The organism is Bacillus sp. ABP14 (assembly GCF_001831375.1).
Lineage (GTDB): Bacteria > Bacillota > Bacilli > Bacillales > Bacillaceae_G > Bacillus_A > Bacillus_A paranthracis.
Genome location: NZ_CP017016.1, coordinates 2,215,371 through 2,230,086, shown reverse-complemented (window position 1 = coordinate 2,230,086; position 14,716 = coordinate 2,215,371). Strand labels below are relative to the sequence as shown.

The 14,716-nt window shown below is 32.1% G+C and carries 18 protein-coding genes; 6 read left to right on the top strand and 12 right to left on the bottom strand.

Going from position 1 to position 14,716, the window contains the following annotated elements; all coding sequences use genetic code 11:
• Positions 1-12: 12 nt before the first annotated feature.
• The 4 genes from BGI23_RS11595 to BGI23_RS11580 all read right to left on the bottom strand — a co-directional run bounded on the left by BGI23_RS11595 (position 13) and on the right by BGI23_RS11580 (position 1,924).
• The gene (locus BGI23_RS11595) at positions 13-741 is read right to left on the bottom strand and encodes an alpha/beta fold hydrolase (RefSeq protein ID WP_070805990.1); all 729 of its coding nucleotides are present in this window, start codon (positions 739-741) and stop codon (positions 13-15) included.
• Between the two features lie 114 nt (positions 742-855).
• Complete coding sequence (locus BGI23_RS11590) at positions 856-1,005, bottom strand: aspartyl-phosphate phosphatase Spo0E family protein (RefSeq protein WP_000424361.1); 150 nt, start codon at positions 1,003-1,005, stop codon at positions 856-858.
• A 168-nt stretch (positions 1,006-1,173) separates the two neighbouring features.
• Positions 1,174-1,329, bottom strand: coding sequence for a hypothetical protein (locus BGI23_RS28395; RefSeq protein WP_167495102.1), 156 nt, complete (start codon positions 1,327-1,329; stop codon positions 1,174-1,176).
• A gap of 34 nt (positions 1,330-1,363) precedes the next feature.
• Positions 1,364-1,924 (bottom strand): helix-turn-helix domain-containing protein, encoded by a 561-nt coding sequence (locus BGI23_RS11580; protein ID WP_000581022.1) that lies wholly within the window; start codon positions 1,922-1,924, stop codon positions 1,364-1,366.
• A 170-nt stretch (positions 1,925-2,094) separates the two neighbouring features.
• Here BGI23_RS11580 and BGI23_RS11575 point away from each other — a divergent pair, with 170 nt between their 5' ends.
• The gene (locus BGI23_RS11575) at positions 2,095-2,982 is read left to right on the top strand and encodes a DMT family transporter (RefSeq protein ID WP_000841790.1); all 888 of its coding nucleotides are present in this window, start codon (positions 2,095-2,097) and stop codon (positions 2,980-2,982) included.
• 21 nt (positions 2,983-3,003) lie between these two features.
• On the opposite strand, the gene BGI23_RS11570 is transcribed toward BGI23_RS11575, so the two are convergent.
• The 3 genes from BGI23_RS11570 to catA form a co-directional block, all read right to left on the bottom strand.
• Entirely contained in the window at positions 3,004-3,516 is a 513-nt protein-coding gene (locus BGI23_RS11570; RefSeq protein ID WP_000153562.1) for a GNAT family N-acetyltransferase, read from the bottom strand.
• Between the two features lie 148 nt (positions 3,517-3,664).
• Positions 3,665-4,591, bottom strand: coding sequence for a GNAT family N-acetyltransferase (locus tag BGI23_RS11565; protein ID WP_070805989.1), 927 nt, complete (start codon positions 4,589-4,591; stop codon positions 3,665-3,667).
• 215 nt (positions 4,592-4,806) lie between these two features.
• Entirely contained in the window at positions 4,807-5,457 is a 651-nt protein-coding gene (gene catA / locus BGI23_RS11560) for a type A chloramphenicol O-acetyltransferase (RefSeq protein ID WP_070805988.1), read from the bottom strand.
• Positions 5,458-5,657: 200 nt separating this feature from the next.
• On the opposite strand from catA, the gene BGI23_RS11555 reads away from it, so the two are divergent.
• Positions 5,658-5,840 (top strand): DUF4021 family protein, encoded by a 183-nt coding sequence (locus tag BGI23_RS11555; protein WP_001060594.1) that lies wholly within the window; start codon positions 5,658-5,660, stop codon positions 5,838-5,840.
• Positions 5,841-5,883: 43 nt separating this feature from the next.
• Here the strand turns inward: BGI23_RS11555 and BGI23_RS11550 are convergent, their stop codons facing one another.
• Positions 5,884-8,115 (bottom strand): MMPL family transporter, encoded by a 2,232-nt coding sequence (locus BGI23_RS11550; RefSeq protein WP_070805987.1) that lies wholly within the window; start codon positions 8,113-8,115, stop codon positions 5,884-5,886.
• A 122-nt stretch (positions 8,116-8,237) separates the two neighbouring features.
• On the opposite strand from BGI23_RS11550, the gene BGI23_RS11545 reads away from it, so the two are divergent.
• Positions 8,238-8,855 (top strand): TetR/AcrR family transcriptional regulator, encoded by a 618-nt coding sequence (locus BGI23_RS11545; protein ID WP_000435997.1) that lies wholly within the window; start codon positions 8,238-8,240, stop codon positions 8,853-8,855.
• A gap of 141 nt (positions 8,856-8,996) precedes the next feature.
• Here the strand turns inward: BGI23_RS11545 and BGI23_RS11540 are convergent, their stop codons facing one another.
• The gene (locus tag BGI23_RS11540) at positions 8,997-9,650 is read right to left on the bottom strand and encodes an MBL fold metallo-hydrolase (protein WP_070805986.1); all 654 of its coding nucleotides are present in this window, start codon (positions 9,648-9,650) and stop codon (positions 8,997-8,999) included.
• Positions 9,651-9,717: 67 nt separating this feature from the next.
• Positions 9,718-10,125: a GNAT family N-acetyltransferase gene (locus tag BGI23_RS11535; RefSeq protein WP_070805985.1), complete on the bottom strand. Its 408-nt coding sequence runs from the start codon at positions 10,123-10,125 to the stop codon at positions 9,718-9,720.
• Positions 10,126-10,699: 574 nt separating this feature from the next.
• Between BGI23_RS11535 and BGI23_RS11530 the strand changes: the two genes are divergently transcribed.
• The gene (locus tag BGI23_RS11530) at positions 10,700-11,056 is read left to right on the top strand and encodes a PH domain-containing protein (protein WP_044791090.1); all 357 of its coding nucleotides are present in this window, start codon (positions 10,700-10,702) and stop codon (positions 11,054-11,056) included.
• A 298-nt stretch (positions 11,057-11,354) separates the two neighbouring features.
• On the opposite strand, the gene BGI23_RS11525 is transcribed toward BGI23_RS11530, so the two are convergent.
• Positions 11,355-11,840, bottom strand: coding sequence for a DUF2798 domain-containing protein (locus BGI23_RS11525; RefSeq protein WP_070805984.1), 486 nt, complete (start codon positions 11,838-11,840; stop codon positions 11,355-11,357).
• A gap of 203 nt (positions 11,841-12,043) precedes the next feature.
• Here BGI23_RS11525 and BGI23_RS11520 point away from each other — a divergent pair, with 203 nt between their 5' ends.
• Both BGI23_RS11520 and BGI23_RS11515 read left to right on the top strand, forming a co-directional pair.
• The gene (locus BGI23_RS11520; RefSeq protein ID WP_001005242.1) at positions 12,044-12,646 is read left to right on the top strand and encodes a DUF2441 domain-containing protein; all 603 of its coding nucleotides are present in this window, start codon (positions 12,044-12,046) and stop codon (positions 12,644-12,646) included.
• A 33-nt stretch (positions 12,647-12,679) separates the two neighbouring features.
• Positions 12,680-13,621: a nucleoside hydrolase gene (locus tag BGI23_RS11515; protein ID WP_070805983.1), complete on the top strand. Its 942-nt coding sequence runs from the start codon at positions 12,680-12,682 to the stop codon at positions 13,619-13,621.
• 162 nt (positions 13,622-13,783) lie between these two features.
• On the opposite strand, the gene BGI23_RS11510 is transcribed toward BGI23_RS11515, so the two are convergent.
• Positions 13,784-14,650 (bottom strand): MBL fold metallo-hydrolase, encoded by an 867-nt coding sequence (locus BGI23_RS11510; protein ID WP_070805982.1) that lies wholly within the window; start codon positions 14,648-14,650, stop codon positions 13,784-13,786.
• Positions 14,651-14,716 lie beyond the last annotated feature (66 nt).

Genomic DNA, 14,716 nt, shown 5'->3' with positions numbered 1-14,716 from the left:
ACCCAAAAGTCCTTATATTCGACTAGCAACTTGCGCATTCTGTAAGAAATTAGACAATATATCCGAATAGATTTTCGGTTGATCATTATGTACTAAATGACCGGCAAACGGAATAACGGCAATATGAACATTTCCGTTTAATTGTTTGAACGTTGTAGCAGCTGTAACTTCATCTTCTGAATCTCCCCCAACAATACAGAGTGTAGGTATTTGAAGATTCGCTACATCACCAGTTTCATCGAAAGGATACCAATCTTTAACTTGCCACGATTCAAGCAATGCTTTCCAATCACTTTTTTCATGAATTTGATTCATATACGTTATAACTTCTTCATTTTTCATCAATTGCTGATGACACTTCGCTTCATACTCCAGAGACTCTTCCCAATTATCCCTCTTAACTGGAAATATACCTGAAAAAGTTAATGTTCTCACTTTCTCTGGATACTTTTTTGCAAATAATAAAGCGACTAATCCTCCTAGTGAAACACCAGCTATATGACATCTATCAATTTGTAGATGCTCTAACGTATCATATAAATCCTTTACAGAACGTAGGAAATAATTCTCCAATGTCCCCCCTGATTTTCCATGCCCTCTTAAATCAGGGCGAATGACTTGATAATTTTGTTCTCCAAAAAGTGCTGCCTGCTCTTCATATTCTACTAAACCTGTCATACCTCCAGAGTGTAAAAGTACAATTGGTTCTCCTTCACCTGAAATGTGTGCATGTAATATCATATATTCCCCTCTCATAAAACAGAATATTCCATCTATTATTAGTATATAGAATATACATCTGAATTTCCAAATAAAAAAGAACTATAACATTTTCACATCATGTCATAGTTCTTCCTATTTTAAAAACATAAAGTAATTAATTAATTTGTCTATTTCTTGACTTAATGCCAATACTTTTTCATGTTGAATTCCGTAATCTGATACTAAATATAAAAGTTCTTCTTTCTTTATTTCAATTACTTTTTCCAATTTTACTAATTCCATGTCGTTTTATTTCTCTCTCCAATACTAAAATGTATGTATTTTAGTATAGCCTATTTACATAATTAGTAAAAGTAAAATACTCATGTAAAATCTTACATATTTTAAAATAATATACTAACAACAAATAAATTTATATTTTTGTACCTTAATACAGACCATTAGGCTTCATTACGTCTTCATAACAAATCGGAATTTCTCTAAAGTTATATCTTTATATTTTGGAGCCCTCTTAATATGATCAAAGTAACTATATGAGAATTTAAAGACATGTCCAAAATCCCAATCAATTGACAAGCCACCTTTTAAAACAGTTTTATTTTCCATCTTTTTATCCCCCGTAATAAAAATCACTTTATACTCATCCTAAAGATGGCGTCAATACAAATAAAATATGATTGGATTCATCACTTTTATTCAAAAAACGATGTTTCACATTTGGTGGGATACGTACAACATCTCCTTCTTCTAAGAAGTACTCTTTTCCTTCTAACTCCACATAAACTTCTCCTTTCATAACAACAGCAATTTCTTCTTTATCTTCATGTGAATAGTGATTTTCCGTTGTATTTGCTTGTTTATTTAGGTCCATCATTAACATTTCAATACGCGCTTTCATAAAATCAGGTGTTAATACATCGTATACGATGTGATCGTTATTTTCTCGATATACTTTCTTTCTATCTTTCTTCTTAGAAATGAGTGAATCTGTATCAATCTCATTAATAAATAGTGTAAATAGCGGTACATTTAACGCTTTCGCTATTAATTCCAATACACTTAACGAGGGATTCGCATGTCCTCGTTCAATTTGACTAATTAATGAAGTACTAATTCCTGCATAATCCGCAAATTCGCGAATTGTCATCTTATTTTTCTTACGATAACTTAATACAGTTTGTCCAAGCCTATCATGTATCATAGTAAATCCTTCCTTCGTCCATCATAATATATATTTTATCGCTTTTGTGCTGACTTACTAAACAAAGGCAAATAATCCTTTTCTATCGTCTCCGAGACTTATATACTTACCTTTGTACATTTTATCATATTTAGTTTATTATATTAGACAATCTATCGGAGGGACAAACTTTGAAATCACCTATTCTTTCATATTGCATCTTATTTTTCGGTGTATTCGCCTTATCAACTTCAGCGATTTTTGTAAAATTGGCAGATGCTCCTGCAACTATCATTGCTTTTTATCGATTATTTTTCGCTGCATTAATTCTGTTACCATTATTACTTTTTAATCGAAACAATCGAAACGAACTAAAAACAATAACAAGAAGACAATGGGGATTCGGATTCATTTCTGGGCTATTTTTAGCTGCACATTATGTACTATGGTTTGAATCGTTACAATATACTTCTGTAGCAAGCTCTACTGTTATCGTAACGTTACAACCTTTATTCTCAATGATTGGTGGTTATTTTTTATTCAAGGAGAAGTTTGCGAGAGGTGCGATTATCGGTTGTCTCATCGCTATTTCAGGAAGTATCGTTATCGGATGGCAAGACTTCCAAATTAGTGGAGAAGCTTTATACGGAGATATTTTAGCGTTTATTGCGGCCGGAATTATTACCGCATACTTTTTCATTAGCCAATATGTTCGTAAAGATTTATCACTTATACCGTATTCGATAATTAGTTATGGGAGTAGTGCCTGTTTTCTTGGTGTATTCTCTTACATGCAAAACGAATCTTTCATCCACTACTCTACACAAACTTGGCTGTGCTTTATTGGCTTAGCATTTATTGCTACGATTTTAGGGCAAACGATTTTTAATTGGTTATTAAAATGGATGAGTGCTACTGTAATCTCCATGAGCATTTTAGGAGAAACAATTGGGACTTGTATACTAGCGTACTTTATATTAAATGAGACTATTTCTTTACAACAAGGACTAGGCATTACAGTTATTTTTATTGGTCTTGCATTATTTTTATTACAACCAAATTCTAATAAAAAAGCATGACATTATACTGTCATGCTTTCACTATCCATTATGTACAATTAAACCATCAGGTCTAAAACGACTCATCATAATTTCATTAATAAACTTTCCGTGAGCTTTCAAATTTCCTATCTTTACTCCCTCTTCTACAAATCCGAATTTTTCATATAGAGTTTTCGCTTTAGGATTCGTTTCTAAAACACCTAGTTCTACTCTCTCTAACATTAACCAATTATCAGCCAAATCAAGCATTTTTGTAAGAAGAGCTTTTCCAATGCCTTTATTATGATATTCACTATCTACCCCGATAAACAAATCACCCGAATGAGATCTACGTCCAGGACTTTGGGTTAACCCAACAAATCCTACAACTTCCCCATCATACTCTGCGACAAATTCAAATTGATTTGGTGCTAAATTTCGAATTCTATTTTCCATCGCATCTACACGCATGCTAGGTAAGAAAACCATATAAGGTAAAACGTCATCTTGTATGCATATACGGTGAATCGCTCTGGCATCTTGTATTTCTACTGCTCTTACTTTGATCGTCATATTTTCTTCCCTCCATATTCTTAACAATACATATATTCATTCTAACCTCCTGCATGAAACCCCTTCTCTCCTTTATTTCTTTATGTTATTTTTATATAATTATTTCGGCATAATATTAGATTTACGAACAAACTTATCTACATTAAGGTTAACTTTTTACTTTATTATATAATGCAAGCAGCTTTTCCATTGGAATACCATTTACTTTCATACCGGCTATATCACAATTTTCTATTTCAATATTCTTCAAGTTACTATTATGTATTACACTACCTTGTAAATCACAATTATCAAATAAAATAGGTTCCTTCTCATCTCCAAGACTTGTATCTTTAAATTGAACTCCACCTAAAGTCACCAAACTAAATTTACTGCCAGAAAGATTTAAATCTGCAAATAAAGATCTTTTAAAGTTTATATTTCTAAACTTAGATTGGCTTACATTACAATTACTCATATTCATATGCATTATATTACTACCAATAAATGAACTATTTTTTAAATTTACTTGATAATACTCGGTATTTTCCAAGTTACAGTTTTCATATTGGCTATTTTTCATGTCTTCATTTTTAAATACACTTTCTTTGTTTGAGCTCGTCCCTATTCTTTTCACGTAACAATACTCATCTTCTGATTCAAAAATTGTTTGGTAACCCATCTTTTTATAAAAATGATGATTATTAAGTTGTCTACTAGATGTTTCAAGATCCCAAATCCTTATGCTTGGATACTCCGCTTCTATTAATTTAATAACATTTGATCCAATTCCTTTTCCTTGATAAACAGGCTCTACAAAAATACGATCAATCCGGCCATATGACTTACCTGAGATCGTAACTATAATTCCCCCGATTATTTTTCCATCCATTATCACTTTGTAACAATTCAATTCTTCGATTGAATATCTCATCATTTCTACTGAAGAATACCCTGGTGGTTGGATGTTATAGTCAATAACATCACCTTGACCACATAACCATCGTTTTGCTTCTTCATCAAATGTTCTTGTCATTATTTCTGTTAACTTTTCTGTATCTAAAATTGTAGCTTTTTCTATAGATATTATTGTCATTTTTGTTTTCCCCTTTATTATTACAAGATAATATTTTTGTAAACAATACAGTTATAAAATAAAGAAAATTAAAATTAATCACTCTACTTATTATTAAACTACAAATCAACCTATATTTTCCACTGTTCTTTAGATGAATAAAAAAGAGACCATGCAATATAAACATGATCTCTTCTATTATTTATTTTCACTTGTATATAATTTAAAATTAGTTTTTATTTCAGCCACTCGTTGCAACTATTACTTAACTCCTGTAAATCTTCTATAAATCGACTCGCATGATATCCATCACAAATCGAATGATGAACTTGCAATGAAACTGGTAGCATAATCTTATTTTCTTCATTAAAATATTTCCCACAAGTTATAATCGGTAATAGAAAATCACCATCATTATTAATATTAAGATTAAATCCAGTAAAACTAGTCCAAGGTATGCTTGAAATCGGAAATACATTAGGCGGAATATTTTCTTTCGTGAAAAGACCATGAACACTAGCATAACATCTCATATCTTTTTCATAATTTTTATAGAAAATGCGAAAATCACTTGAATAATCCGTCCATATACTTGAAAAAAACTTATCATCTTTATGAAAGATTGTATAACTCGGGATCATTTCCTCCCAATAGCCTAAAACTCCTTCATCGTTAAAACATGTTCGAAATTCTTTATGTTTATTTATTATTCTCGAAATTATATAAATAAAAGTCGGATAAAATTTAATTCCCTTTTGATGTACTTTCTTTATCAAAAGCGTAATATCAACATTTACTGTCATACTAAACGTACATTTTAATTCTAAATAGTGTTCAAAATACTGCTCTCTATTCCAATTTTCCCTATCAATTACGTGAAACTTCATTTTAATAGCCTCCTAAAATTTTCTTTTTATTTTAGGAGGCTAATTTCCTTGCTTTCACCATAATTGTTCACTCCTAACAGTTTACATTTCACCCTAATTGTTTATTTAATTATATTACATCTATAAGAATCAATTCACATATTTCTGGAAATCAATCCACATACTATAAATAAATCAAATGAAATTTGGAGGATTCATACATGAATAACAAAAATATAAATAAAAAAGAAAATGTTATCGAAAACGCTACACCTATTCAAAATAATAATACTGCAAATCTTACTATCGAAGAACAAGCAATGAACGGCTTATATGGAATGCCAGAAACCGATATTGAAGATGCTGATCATGCTGCATCTGATGATTTGACTTCAAAAAATTAATTACATTGAAAAAAGCCAAGGAAAATATCCTTGGCTTTTTCAACTACGCATCCACTTTTTGTATCTCTTCACTCTTCCTTGAAAGTTTTCCTGGCCAAAAAGCAAAACGGCCTAAAACGACTGTGATTGCCGGTACAAGTAGTGGTCTTACAATAAACGTATCTAGTAATACACCAATTGCTGTTACAATACCAAATTGAACGAGCACTTGAATTGGAAGTGTTCCTAATACAGCAAAAGTTCCGGCTAAAATTAAACCTGCAGATGTAATGACACTACCTGTTTGTATAACGCCATTTTTTACTGCATCCAAATGATTTTGTGTCTTTCTGTTTTTCCATATTTCTGAAACCATAAAGATATTATAATCTTCACCTAAAGCAACTAGAAATACAAATGCGTATAACGGTATTGCACCTTGAATGGCCGGTGCTCCCATACCGAAGTGAAGTAATATCCATCCGGCTCCTAATGCAGAGAAAAATGATAAAACAACAGTTACAATTAAATAAATCATCGCGACAATTGATCGTAAGTAAACAAGTAATAATAAAGCTATAATACTAATCATTACTGGAATAATAACCGCTTCATCACGTTCTGTAATTTGCTTTGTATCATATAATGAAGCTGTTTCTCCGCCAATCCATAGTCGATCTTCTGCATTACTAACCCCAGCATCTTTTAATACTTTTTCTACACGAGTTTTCAATTTAGGGATTTGATCTAATGCTTCAATTGAGTATGGATTTTCAGCTAAAGAAACCTCATACATTTTAATTTGCTTATTCTCTTTTCCCTCTTTTGGGTCTTTCACTGTTTTTACGAAAGAAAATTTCTCTAGTTCTTGTTTAATAGGAAGCTCTTTTCCTTTCGTGTCAACAACAACTTTTACTGGCGCTAGTTCACCAGCTGAAAAATGATTACTAATTAACGTAAACCCTTCGCGTGAAGGCATATCTTTAGGAAACGATTCTAATAAGTCATACGTGTATTGAATACGTGGTACAAATGATGCCAATCCCCCTAATACAAATACAGTAAGCATAATGATTGTCCACGGTCTACGTACTACAACATCTCCAAGTTTTTTACTAAAGGCACCTTTTGATTTTTTAACTTTTACTACTTTCTTTTTCCTTCTTGCTAATTCCTCATTCATCGAAGTTGTTCTCGGTACAAACGGGAAGAATGCAGCTCTACCGAAAATTAATAATAACGCTGGTAAAATTGTTAAAGCAGCGATTCCCATAATAAATACAGCAACACTAAATGGTACTGCAAATCGATGGAAGGCACCATAATGAGCAAGTAATAATGTTCCTAATCCAAGTACAACTGTTAATGCACTCATTATTATTGCCCCGCCAGAAGCTTTAATTGCAAGTTGCAGCGCCTTATATTTGCTTTCTTCTTCTAACAAGTACTCCCGATATCTCGAAATTAAAAATAAGCAATAGTCCGTTCCAGCACCGAACAATAACACTGTCATGATTGATATCGCTTGGGCATCGACTTTAATCCATCCGTGATCAGCTAAAAATCCAAGTGTAGGACTAATAATGCCGTATGCAAAGCCAACAACAAGTAAAGGTAAAATCGCTAATATTGGTGAGCGGTACAATAAGATTAATAAAACCAATACAAGTAATACAGTAGCAACTAACAATTTCACATCTGCTTGACTAAATAAACTAACTGCATCTGTTTGAATGCCTACTGGTCCAGATAATCGAACATGTAATCCAGAATCACTTATTTTTTGTTTAAATGGATCTACATCCACCTTACTATTCACTATCTTTCTTAAATCATCAAGATTTCCTTTTAATATATCTGTTCCAGCTGACTTGTTAAAGAATACTGGTGTAACAAATGATGTACCATCTTTTGATGCACTTTTTGATAATACTTGTTCCGGGATTGTATCAAATGGTGGTAACGTTGATTGTTCCTTTAAAGGACTAGCTTTTAACTCTTTATAAACGTCTTGTATGAGTTTATAATCCTGGGACTGTAATCCACCATCTCTATACCATACTACTAATAAAGGATTCCCTGCATTATTCGGAAACTCTTTTTTCATAAGTGCTTCCGCTTGCTGCGACATAGCTGTTACGGGTAAATTTTTCGGATTCGGTTCTTTCGTACTATTTACTTGTGGTAACGTAAATGAAAGTAATAATGTAATAAGAATCCATACCGATAAAGTGATCCATTGCGTATTTTTCCCTGCTACAAGCCTCCCTAACATATGTAACGGGTGCTTTTTCATAAAAAACCCACCTTCCTTTTTTCCTCCACTATTAATTATATATACTGGTCGGTTAATTAATCAAGAATGAATAAAAATTATGTTATAATTATCTAAACAATACATGTCAGGAGCGAATGGATTTGGAACAAAAACAACGCCCTCTTGGAAGGCCTCGTCAAAATAAAAATATAAAATCTACAAAAGAAACCATTTTAGAAGTTGCAACTCGGTTATTTCTTACTCAAAATTATCAAGTCGTTTCTATGGAGGAAGTAGCAAAAGTTTGTGGTGTTACGAAAGCAACCGTCTACTATTACTATTCAACAAAAGCAGATTTATTTACCGCTACTATGATTCAAATGATGGTACGTATACGTGAGAATATGTCGCAAATCCTTTCTACAAATAAGACTTTAAAAGAAAGATTATTGGACTTTGCTAAAGTTTACTTACATGCCACAATGGATATCGATATGAAAAATTTTATGAAAGATGCAAAACTGTCGTTATCTGAAGAACAATTGAAGGAATTAAAAAAAGCTGAAGATAGCATGTATGAAGTGTTAGAAAAAGCACTCGCTAAAGCGATGCAATTTGGAGAAATCCAAAAAGGAAACCCTAAATTTGCCGCTCATGCATTCGTATCTTTATTATCAATTGGGAATTTTAAAGATGAAAATGACAATCCTATTCTTACAAATATAGATGAATTAGCACAAGAAATCGTTTCTTTTTATTGGAACGGATTAGGACGTTAAAATTACATGGGTTTCCTTTAATAAAAAAGCATGTTTGTATTTCTTCAAACATGCTTTTTTATCATTTAAGTGCTTTATTTATATACCAACAATTAGAATACACTTTAGCATCCATTATTAAAAAATTATTATCTTCGACTTTTACAAATTTTGAAGTTGAATCTTTATATTCCCCTTACTTAATCCCCCGTGGTAACAAACTACAGATTTAATATCTAGATTTAAATACTTCTTCAAAGACTCCTGCGCTTCTTTAATATTTAAAGTTGTTGGGACGTGAATTCCTCCTAACTTTCCATTCACACTATACATCGAGTCTCCTGCAATAAGAGTTTTACTTTGTTTCAAATATAAACTAATATGACCAGGAGTATGCCCTGGGGTATGGAGAATTAGTATTCCACCGCAATACGGAAGTTCTTGCCCGTCAATCACTGTGTCACTCACTTTTCCTTTTGGTGGGTTCTCTACATGTACATCTTTCAATAAAGGTAAATCTCCCTCAATATATGGCTTATCTAACTCGTGCGCATATACTTTAATATCGCTTACACCATTCTCCAATACATCAGGAAGGCTACCTATATGATCTATATCCTGGTGTGTCAAAATCACAACTTTTAGCTTATCAACAGATACCCCAACTCTCTCCATCTCTACTTGTATATCTTCGAATTGTCCAGGAAAACCAGTATCTATTAAAACTGCCATTTCATCATTCCATAAAAGAATTGGGTGAATGATAAATTCTTGAAATTCAAGTTGTAACATTTCTACCCCTTTAGCAATCTCCATACAGCAATTCTCCTTTATAACTGAAGTTTGAAAATATGTACGAGTAAACTGAAAATATAAAGCACCGCTATCTCATAATATGTTTTGTCATCCCAATAGAGAATGCTTCAAACCCTATAGATTCATAATAAGATTGCAATTTTTCCACACACATAAGTTGCGGAATAACCTTGTTTTGTTCGCAGTGATGGATTAATCGTTTCACTATGTCTTTTCCAATACCAATATACTGATACTCCGGCATTACACATACACCACAAATAACGCCTGTTATTACTCCATCGGATATAACACGCCCCATACCAATTAATTGTTCCTCTTTAAATGCATATATTGCATACCAACTTTGTTTACACATTTGTTCTAATTCATTCACTGTTAATTTAAGAGAATTCCACCCTAAAGATTCATATAAAGCTAATAATTCATTAAATTTTGTAGGATGTTCACTTGTGTATTGTATACTATTTTTCATGTAAATACTCCTTATTCTATAGTTTGTTAATGTTCTATAAAATTCTCCTTATAAAAATGGCAATTAACGTGAAAATAACTAGAATAAACTTCAATAAGAAAAATAGAATTCCTTCTCAACCTAAAATAAAAAGAAGTTACCTCACTTGAGATAACTTCTTTTATATAAGACTCTCATTATATTATTAACCAAAAATTATACAACTACATACGATAAGCACAAACAAAACTAATAAACCATTTGAGAAATAACCCATAGAATACTGCCCCTTTATTAAATTATGTAAAAGATTTTATCATAAAATGATTTACAACATAATAACTGAAAAAGACATTCTATTCATTAGTTACGTATATTTAGTAATATTTTAATTTCTAGTCATATTCTCATTGTTTTTTATTGTACTAAAAACTAAAAAGAATTCTCTTCTCCTTTTCATCCCTCACCTAAAAGTCCTTACTAGACGCTTCTATTCTATAGAAAATTACACTTTTATAAATCCAAAAAGATTAATATATGGTAAAATGGATTAAACAGCTCTACACTTTACTTTCAACAATAAGGAGACCTGCTTATGAAGGCGAATCTAAGTACAATAAAAAAATACTTAAACAGTGAGGAAAATATTCTTTCTACACTCTACTGCGTAATAAATTTTGGTTATATGAGCCGATCTGGTATTTTAGCTGCTACAAATAAAAGATTATTGTTCTGTTCTGATGCTATGTTTGGAAAAGGACTAAAATGGGAATTCAAATACACTGAAATAGAAGATTTCAGTCATACGGATGGGGTTGTATTAGAGATGTCTGCAATCCCCTTTATCAAAAAAATAACTATGAACCATGGAGATGATTTTATTGTATTTGATAATTTTTCAAGCCCACAAAACGTACAATCCTTTTTTAAGTTGGTTCAATCCAAGCAATAAACCTATCAAGACTCTTACATATACCATATTCCTTGGCATGGTAAAGCTTATAGAATGTATAAAGAGGGTTGCATTTGCACCCCTCTTTGTACATATCACTGTTTTACTTTAAAATCTCTTTTTCACACATAGCTCTACTTATATTTTTTCTTTTGACTCATAATACCTTCTTAATTTTCATAATGTTTTCACCTAACTAAACGTATGATTTAGATTATCTTCATTATGCATGCTACAATCTTTCAATAGATCACATTTAATATTATATAATTTTTATAGTTAGATAATACAAATTTATTTACGCTACTTTTACAGCTTTATTCTTCAAAATAAACTTTGCAAATAAGAAACGCACAAGTGGCCCCATAATAATTAATTGTAATGGATAAGCCATAATGAAATTTTTAATAAAAATTGTAAAATATATTGAAACAAATGAATCCCCTTGTAGCCCACCATGTAAATGCATCATAGCCATACCGAAAAATGACATAAAGAACACCATTCCGATTACCATAGTTGTCGCCATTGCAACGATAATATTTATTTTCTTAGATTTATCAAATGGCAACATGAATACAATTTTTTTCGCACAAGGTCCAACGATACATATTTCAATTAATAGCGCAATAATAAATGCAATTAGTAGTTCTAATGCGATCTCCTTAATATGAATTGGCCCTCCTGATCCATTCGTTAGTAAATTGTAAAACGTCATTACGATAACCATCCCAAGGCACATCATCATACCAAATTGGAGGTTTTCCTTTCTTGTTGTTGGCAAAATTCATCATCCTTTCTCTTTGAGTCTTTGTCATTATATCGATATTGGAAACCTCTTCGTAAGTGAACATTTTGTGAACAAATTTAAAACGTTTTCATATATTTTCTTTACTTTCAACACAAATTCTCACTTTTACTTATAAAGGTTTTATATATTTCAATGTTGAATTACTAAATTTAAACATTACTACTAGGAGGAGAACCATGAATGAACAAGGATTTTTCGTATATCATATCGTAACAAGGAAAAAAATGAAGATCGGACAAAGCATTCAATTTAATAAAAATCAAACGAATACGCTATTCCACTTCTTTTTTGAAAGAAAACATTTAAATTCTAGTGGTGAAGATTCTATACAAATTTTAAAAGAACATTATACAAATGAAGAATTACATATAAAGAATGAAAATGCTACAGTAGTTATGAATTACATGGATCAAACAATTAGAGCCATTAGAGAAACGATTGTGGAAATGGTTAGGCTGCAAGAATATCCTGATTATCCATCAAGATTGTCTTGTTTATATGCTGCTAAAAGCTATGAAGATGCTTTAAAATGGAAAGCATTATTTGATTCTTACAATCGAGAAGTTTTGCAGATTGTTAAACTACGAGTAATCGGAAGTTCTTTTGAAGGTGACGGGAATCTTTTACCGAAAGAAGATGCTATTCCTTTTTCTCAAAAAATGGAACAAGCTAGAGAATATTGGAAAGGAAATGTGAATAACGAACTCCCTGAGCTACTCATTAATGGCGAAATTGAAGTAGTCGAAATTATTGATGACTTTTCCTCAATTCATGTTTAATTTCTAACTAAATCAAATAGGATGGAGATTACAATGATGAAAAAAGTGTACTTCAATCATGATGGTGGTGTAGATGATTTAATTTCACTATTTTTATTACTTCAGATGGATAATGTCAAACTTACAGGTGTTTCAGTTATCCCTGCTGATTGCTATTTGGAACCAGCAATATCTGCAAGTCGCAAAATTATTGATCGCTTCAGCAAAAAATATATTGAAGTAGCCGCATCAAATTCCCGTGCGAAAAATCCATTTCCAAAAGACTGGCGGATGCATGCATTTTATGTAGATGCTTTACCAATTTTAAATGAGGCTGGAAAAGTTATAACACCTGTAGCAGCAAAGCCTGCACATCATCACTTAATAGAAACGCTTCTACAAAATGAAGGAAAAACAACTTTATTATTTACGGGCCCCCTAACTGACCTTGCTCGTGCATTATATGAAGCTCCCATAGTCGAAGATAAAATTGAACGTCTCGTTTGGATGGGTGGTACATTTCTTACCGCAGGCAATGTACATGAAGCGGAGCATGACGGAACAGCTGAGTGGAATTCATTTTGGGACCCTGAAGCAGTAGCTCGTGTATGGGAATCAAAAATTGAAATCGACTTAGTGACACTAGAAAGTACAAACCAAGTTCCATTAACTATAGACATACGTGAACGTTGGGCAAAAGAACGAAAGTATATTGGTGTAGATTTCCTTGGCCAATGCTATGCGATGGTTCCTCCCCTCGTTCACTTTTCAACGAACTCTACTTACTACTTGTGGGATGTACTAACAACTGCGCTTGTCGGAAACACTAACCTCGCAAAAACTCAAACGATTAATAGTATCGTTCATACATACGGACCAAGTCAGGGGCGTACAGTGGAATTTGATGGTGGGCGACCTGTAAATGTAGTATATAATGTAAACCACAATGGATTTTTCAACTATATAACTGAATTAGCAAGGAAAGCTTCCACTTGAACCACTATCTATACGAAAAATACATAGAATGACACCCCTCCAGACAATGATTCCCCATTTAGAATTTGGTTGAAACTACATATTTAACTATTGAAAAGAGTATTGAATTAAAGTTCAATACTCTTTTTGTGCAATTTAATTATATTGGATTCATGTCGTGTCTTATTGATTATTCATTTCATAACCATTTACAAAAAACGTTATTGTTTCTAGTTCATCTTCATTTAATTCTCTATCTATGTCTCGTTTATACGCTTCCTTTATCTTCCCTTCATCGCCTTTATGTATTTCAGTATAAGTTCCTACTGTTTTTAACATACGAATCTCTTGTAAAAACTCCTCTCGATTTATCGCTTCCCCATGAGAGAGAATATATGTCTCAGCATCAAATTTTTCTAATTCATCTATTAATGCAAACGTTCTTTTCGTCGTGTAGTTCCACTTCGAGGAAAAAATATCTGCATATATACAGTCTCCTAAAAACAATATCTTTTCTTCTTTTATGTACATAACAACTGAATCATGTGCATGATCTCCGCCCACATGTTTTAACACGCAGGTCACCTCGCCAAGGTCTAATTCAATTTGATCCTGGAACGTTAAGGTTGGAAGAATAATTTTAATATTTCTCGCTTTTTCTTCAAACTCTTTTTTGATGCAATCCGCACAAAATACAATTTCCGTACCCTCTTTTACGCGTGCGTCCAACGCTTCATCTGTCCATTCATAAGATACTATTGCCTGCATTTCTTTTTTCGTTTCAGCGTGTGAAATAGTTAATGCATTCTGTAATACAGATAATCCAAAAATATGATCCCAATGCCAATGCGTTAGTGCTACAAAATCAGGATTCGATACATTTTTTTCTTTTAACATTTCTAAAAATAATTGTGCATGTTCCTCTGAATTCCCTGCATCGATCATTAACGTTTTTTCTTGTCCAACAACCATTCCTAATATAGGTCTATCTGTTTCAGAAACTGGTGTCATATACCAAAATGAGTTTCCTATTTTTTTAATTTGTTGCATCATTTGTTCCTCCATTTACTATTACTCTCTTGAATTATTATCTGTAGAACCTTTATCAAGCACATA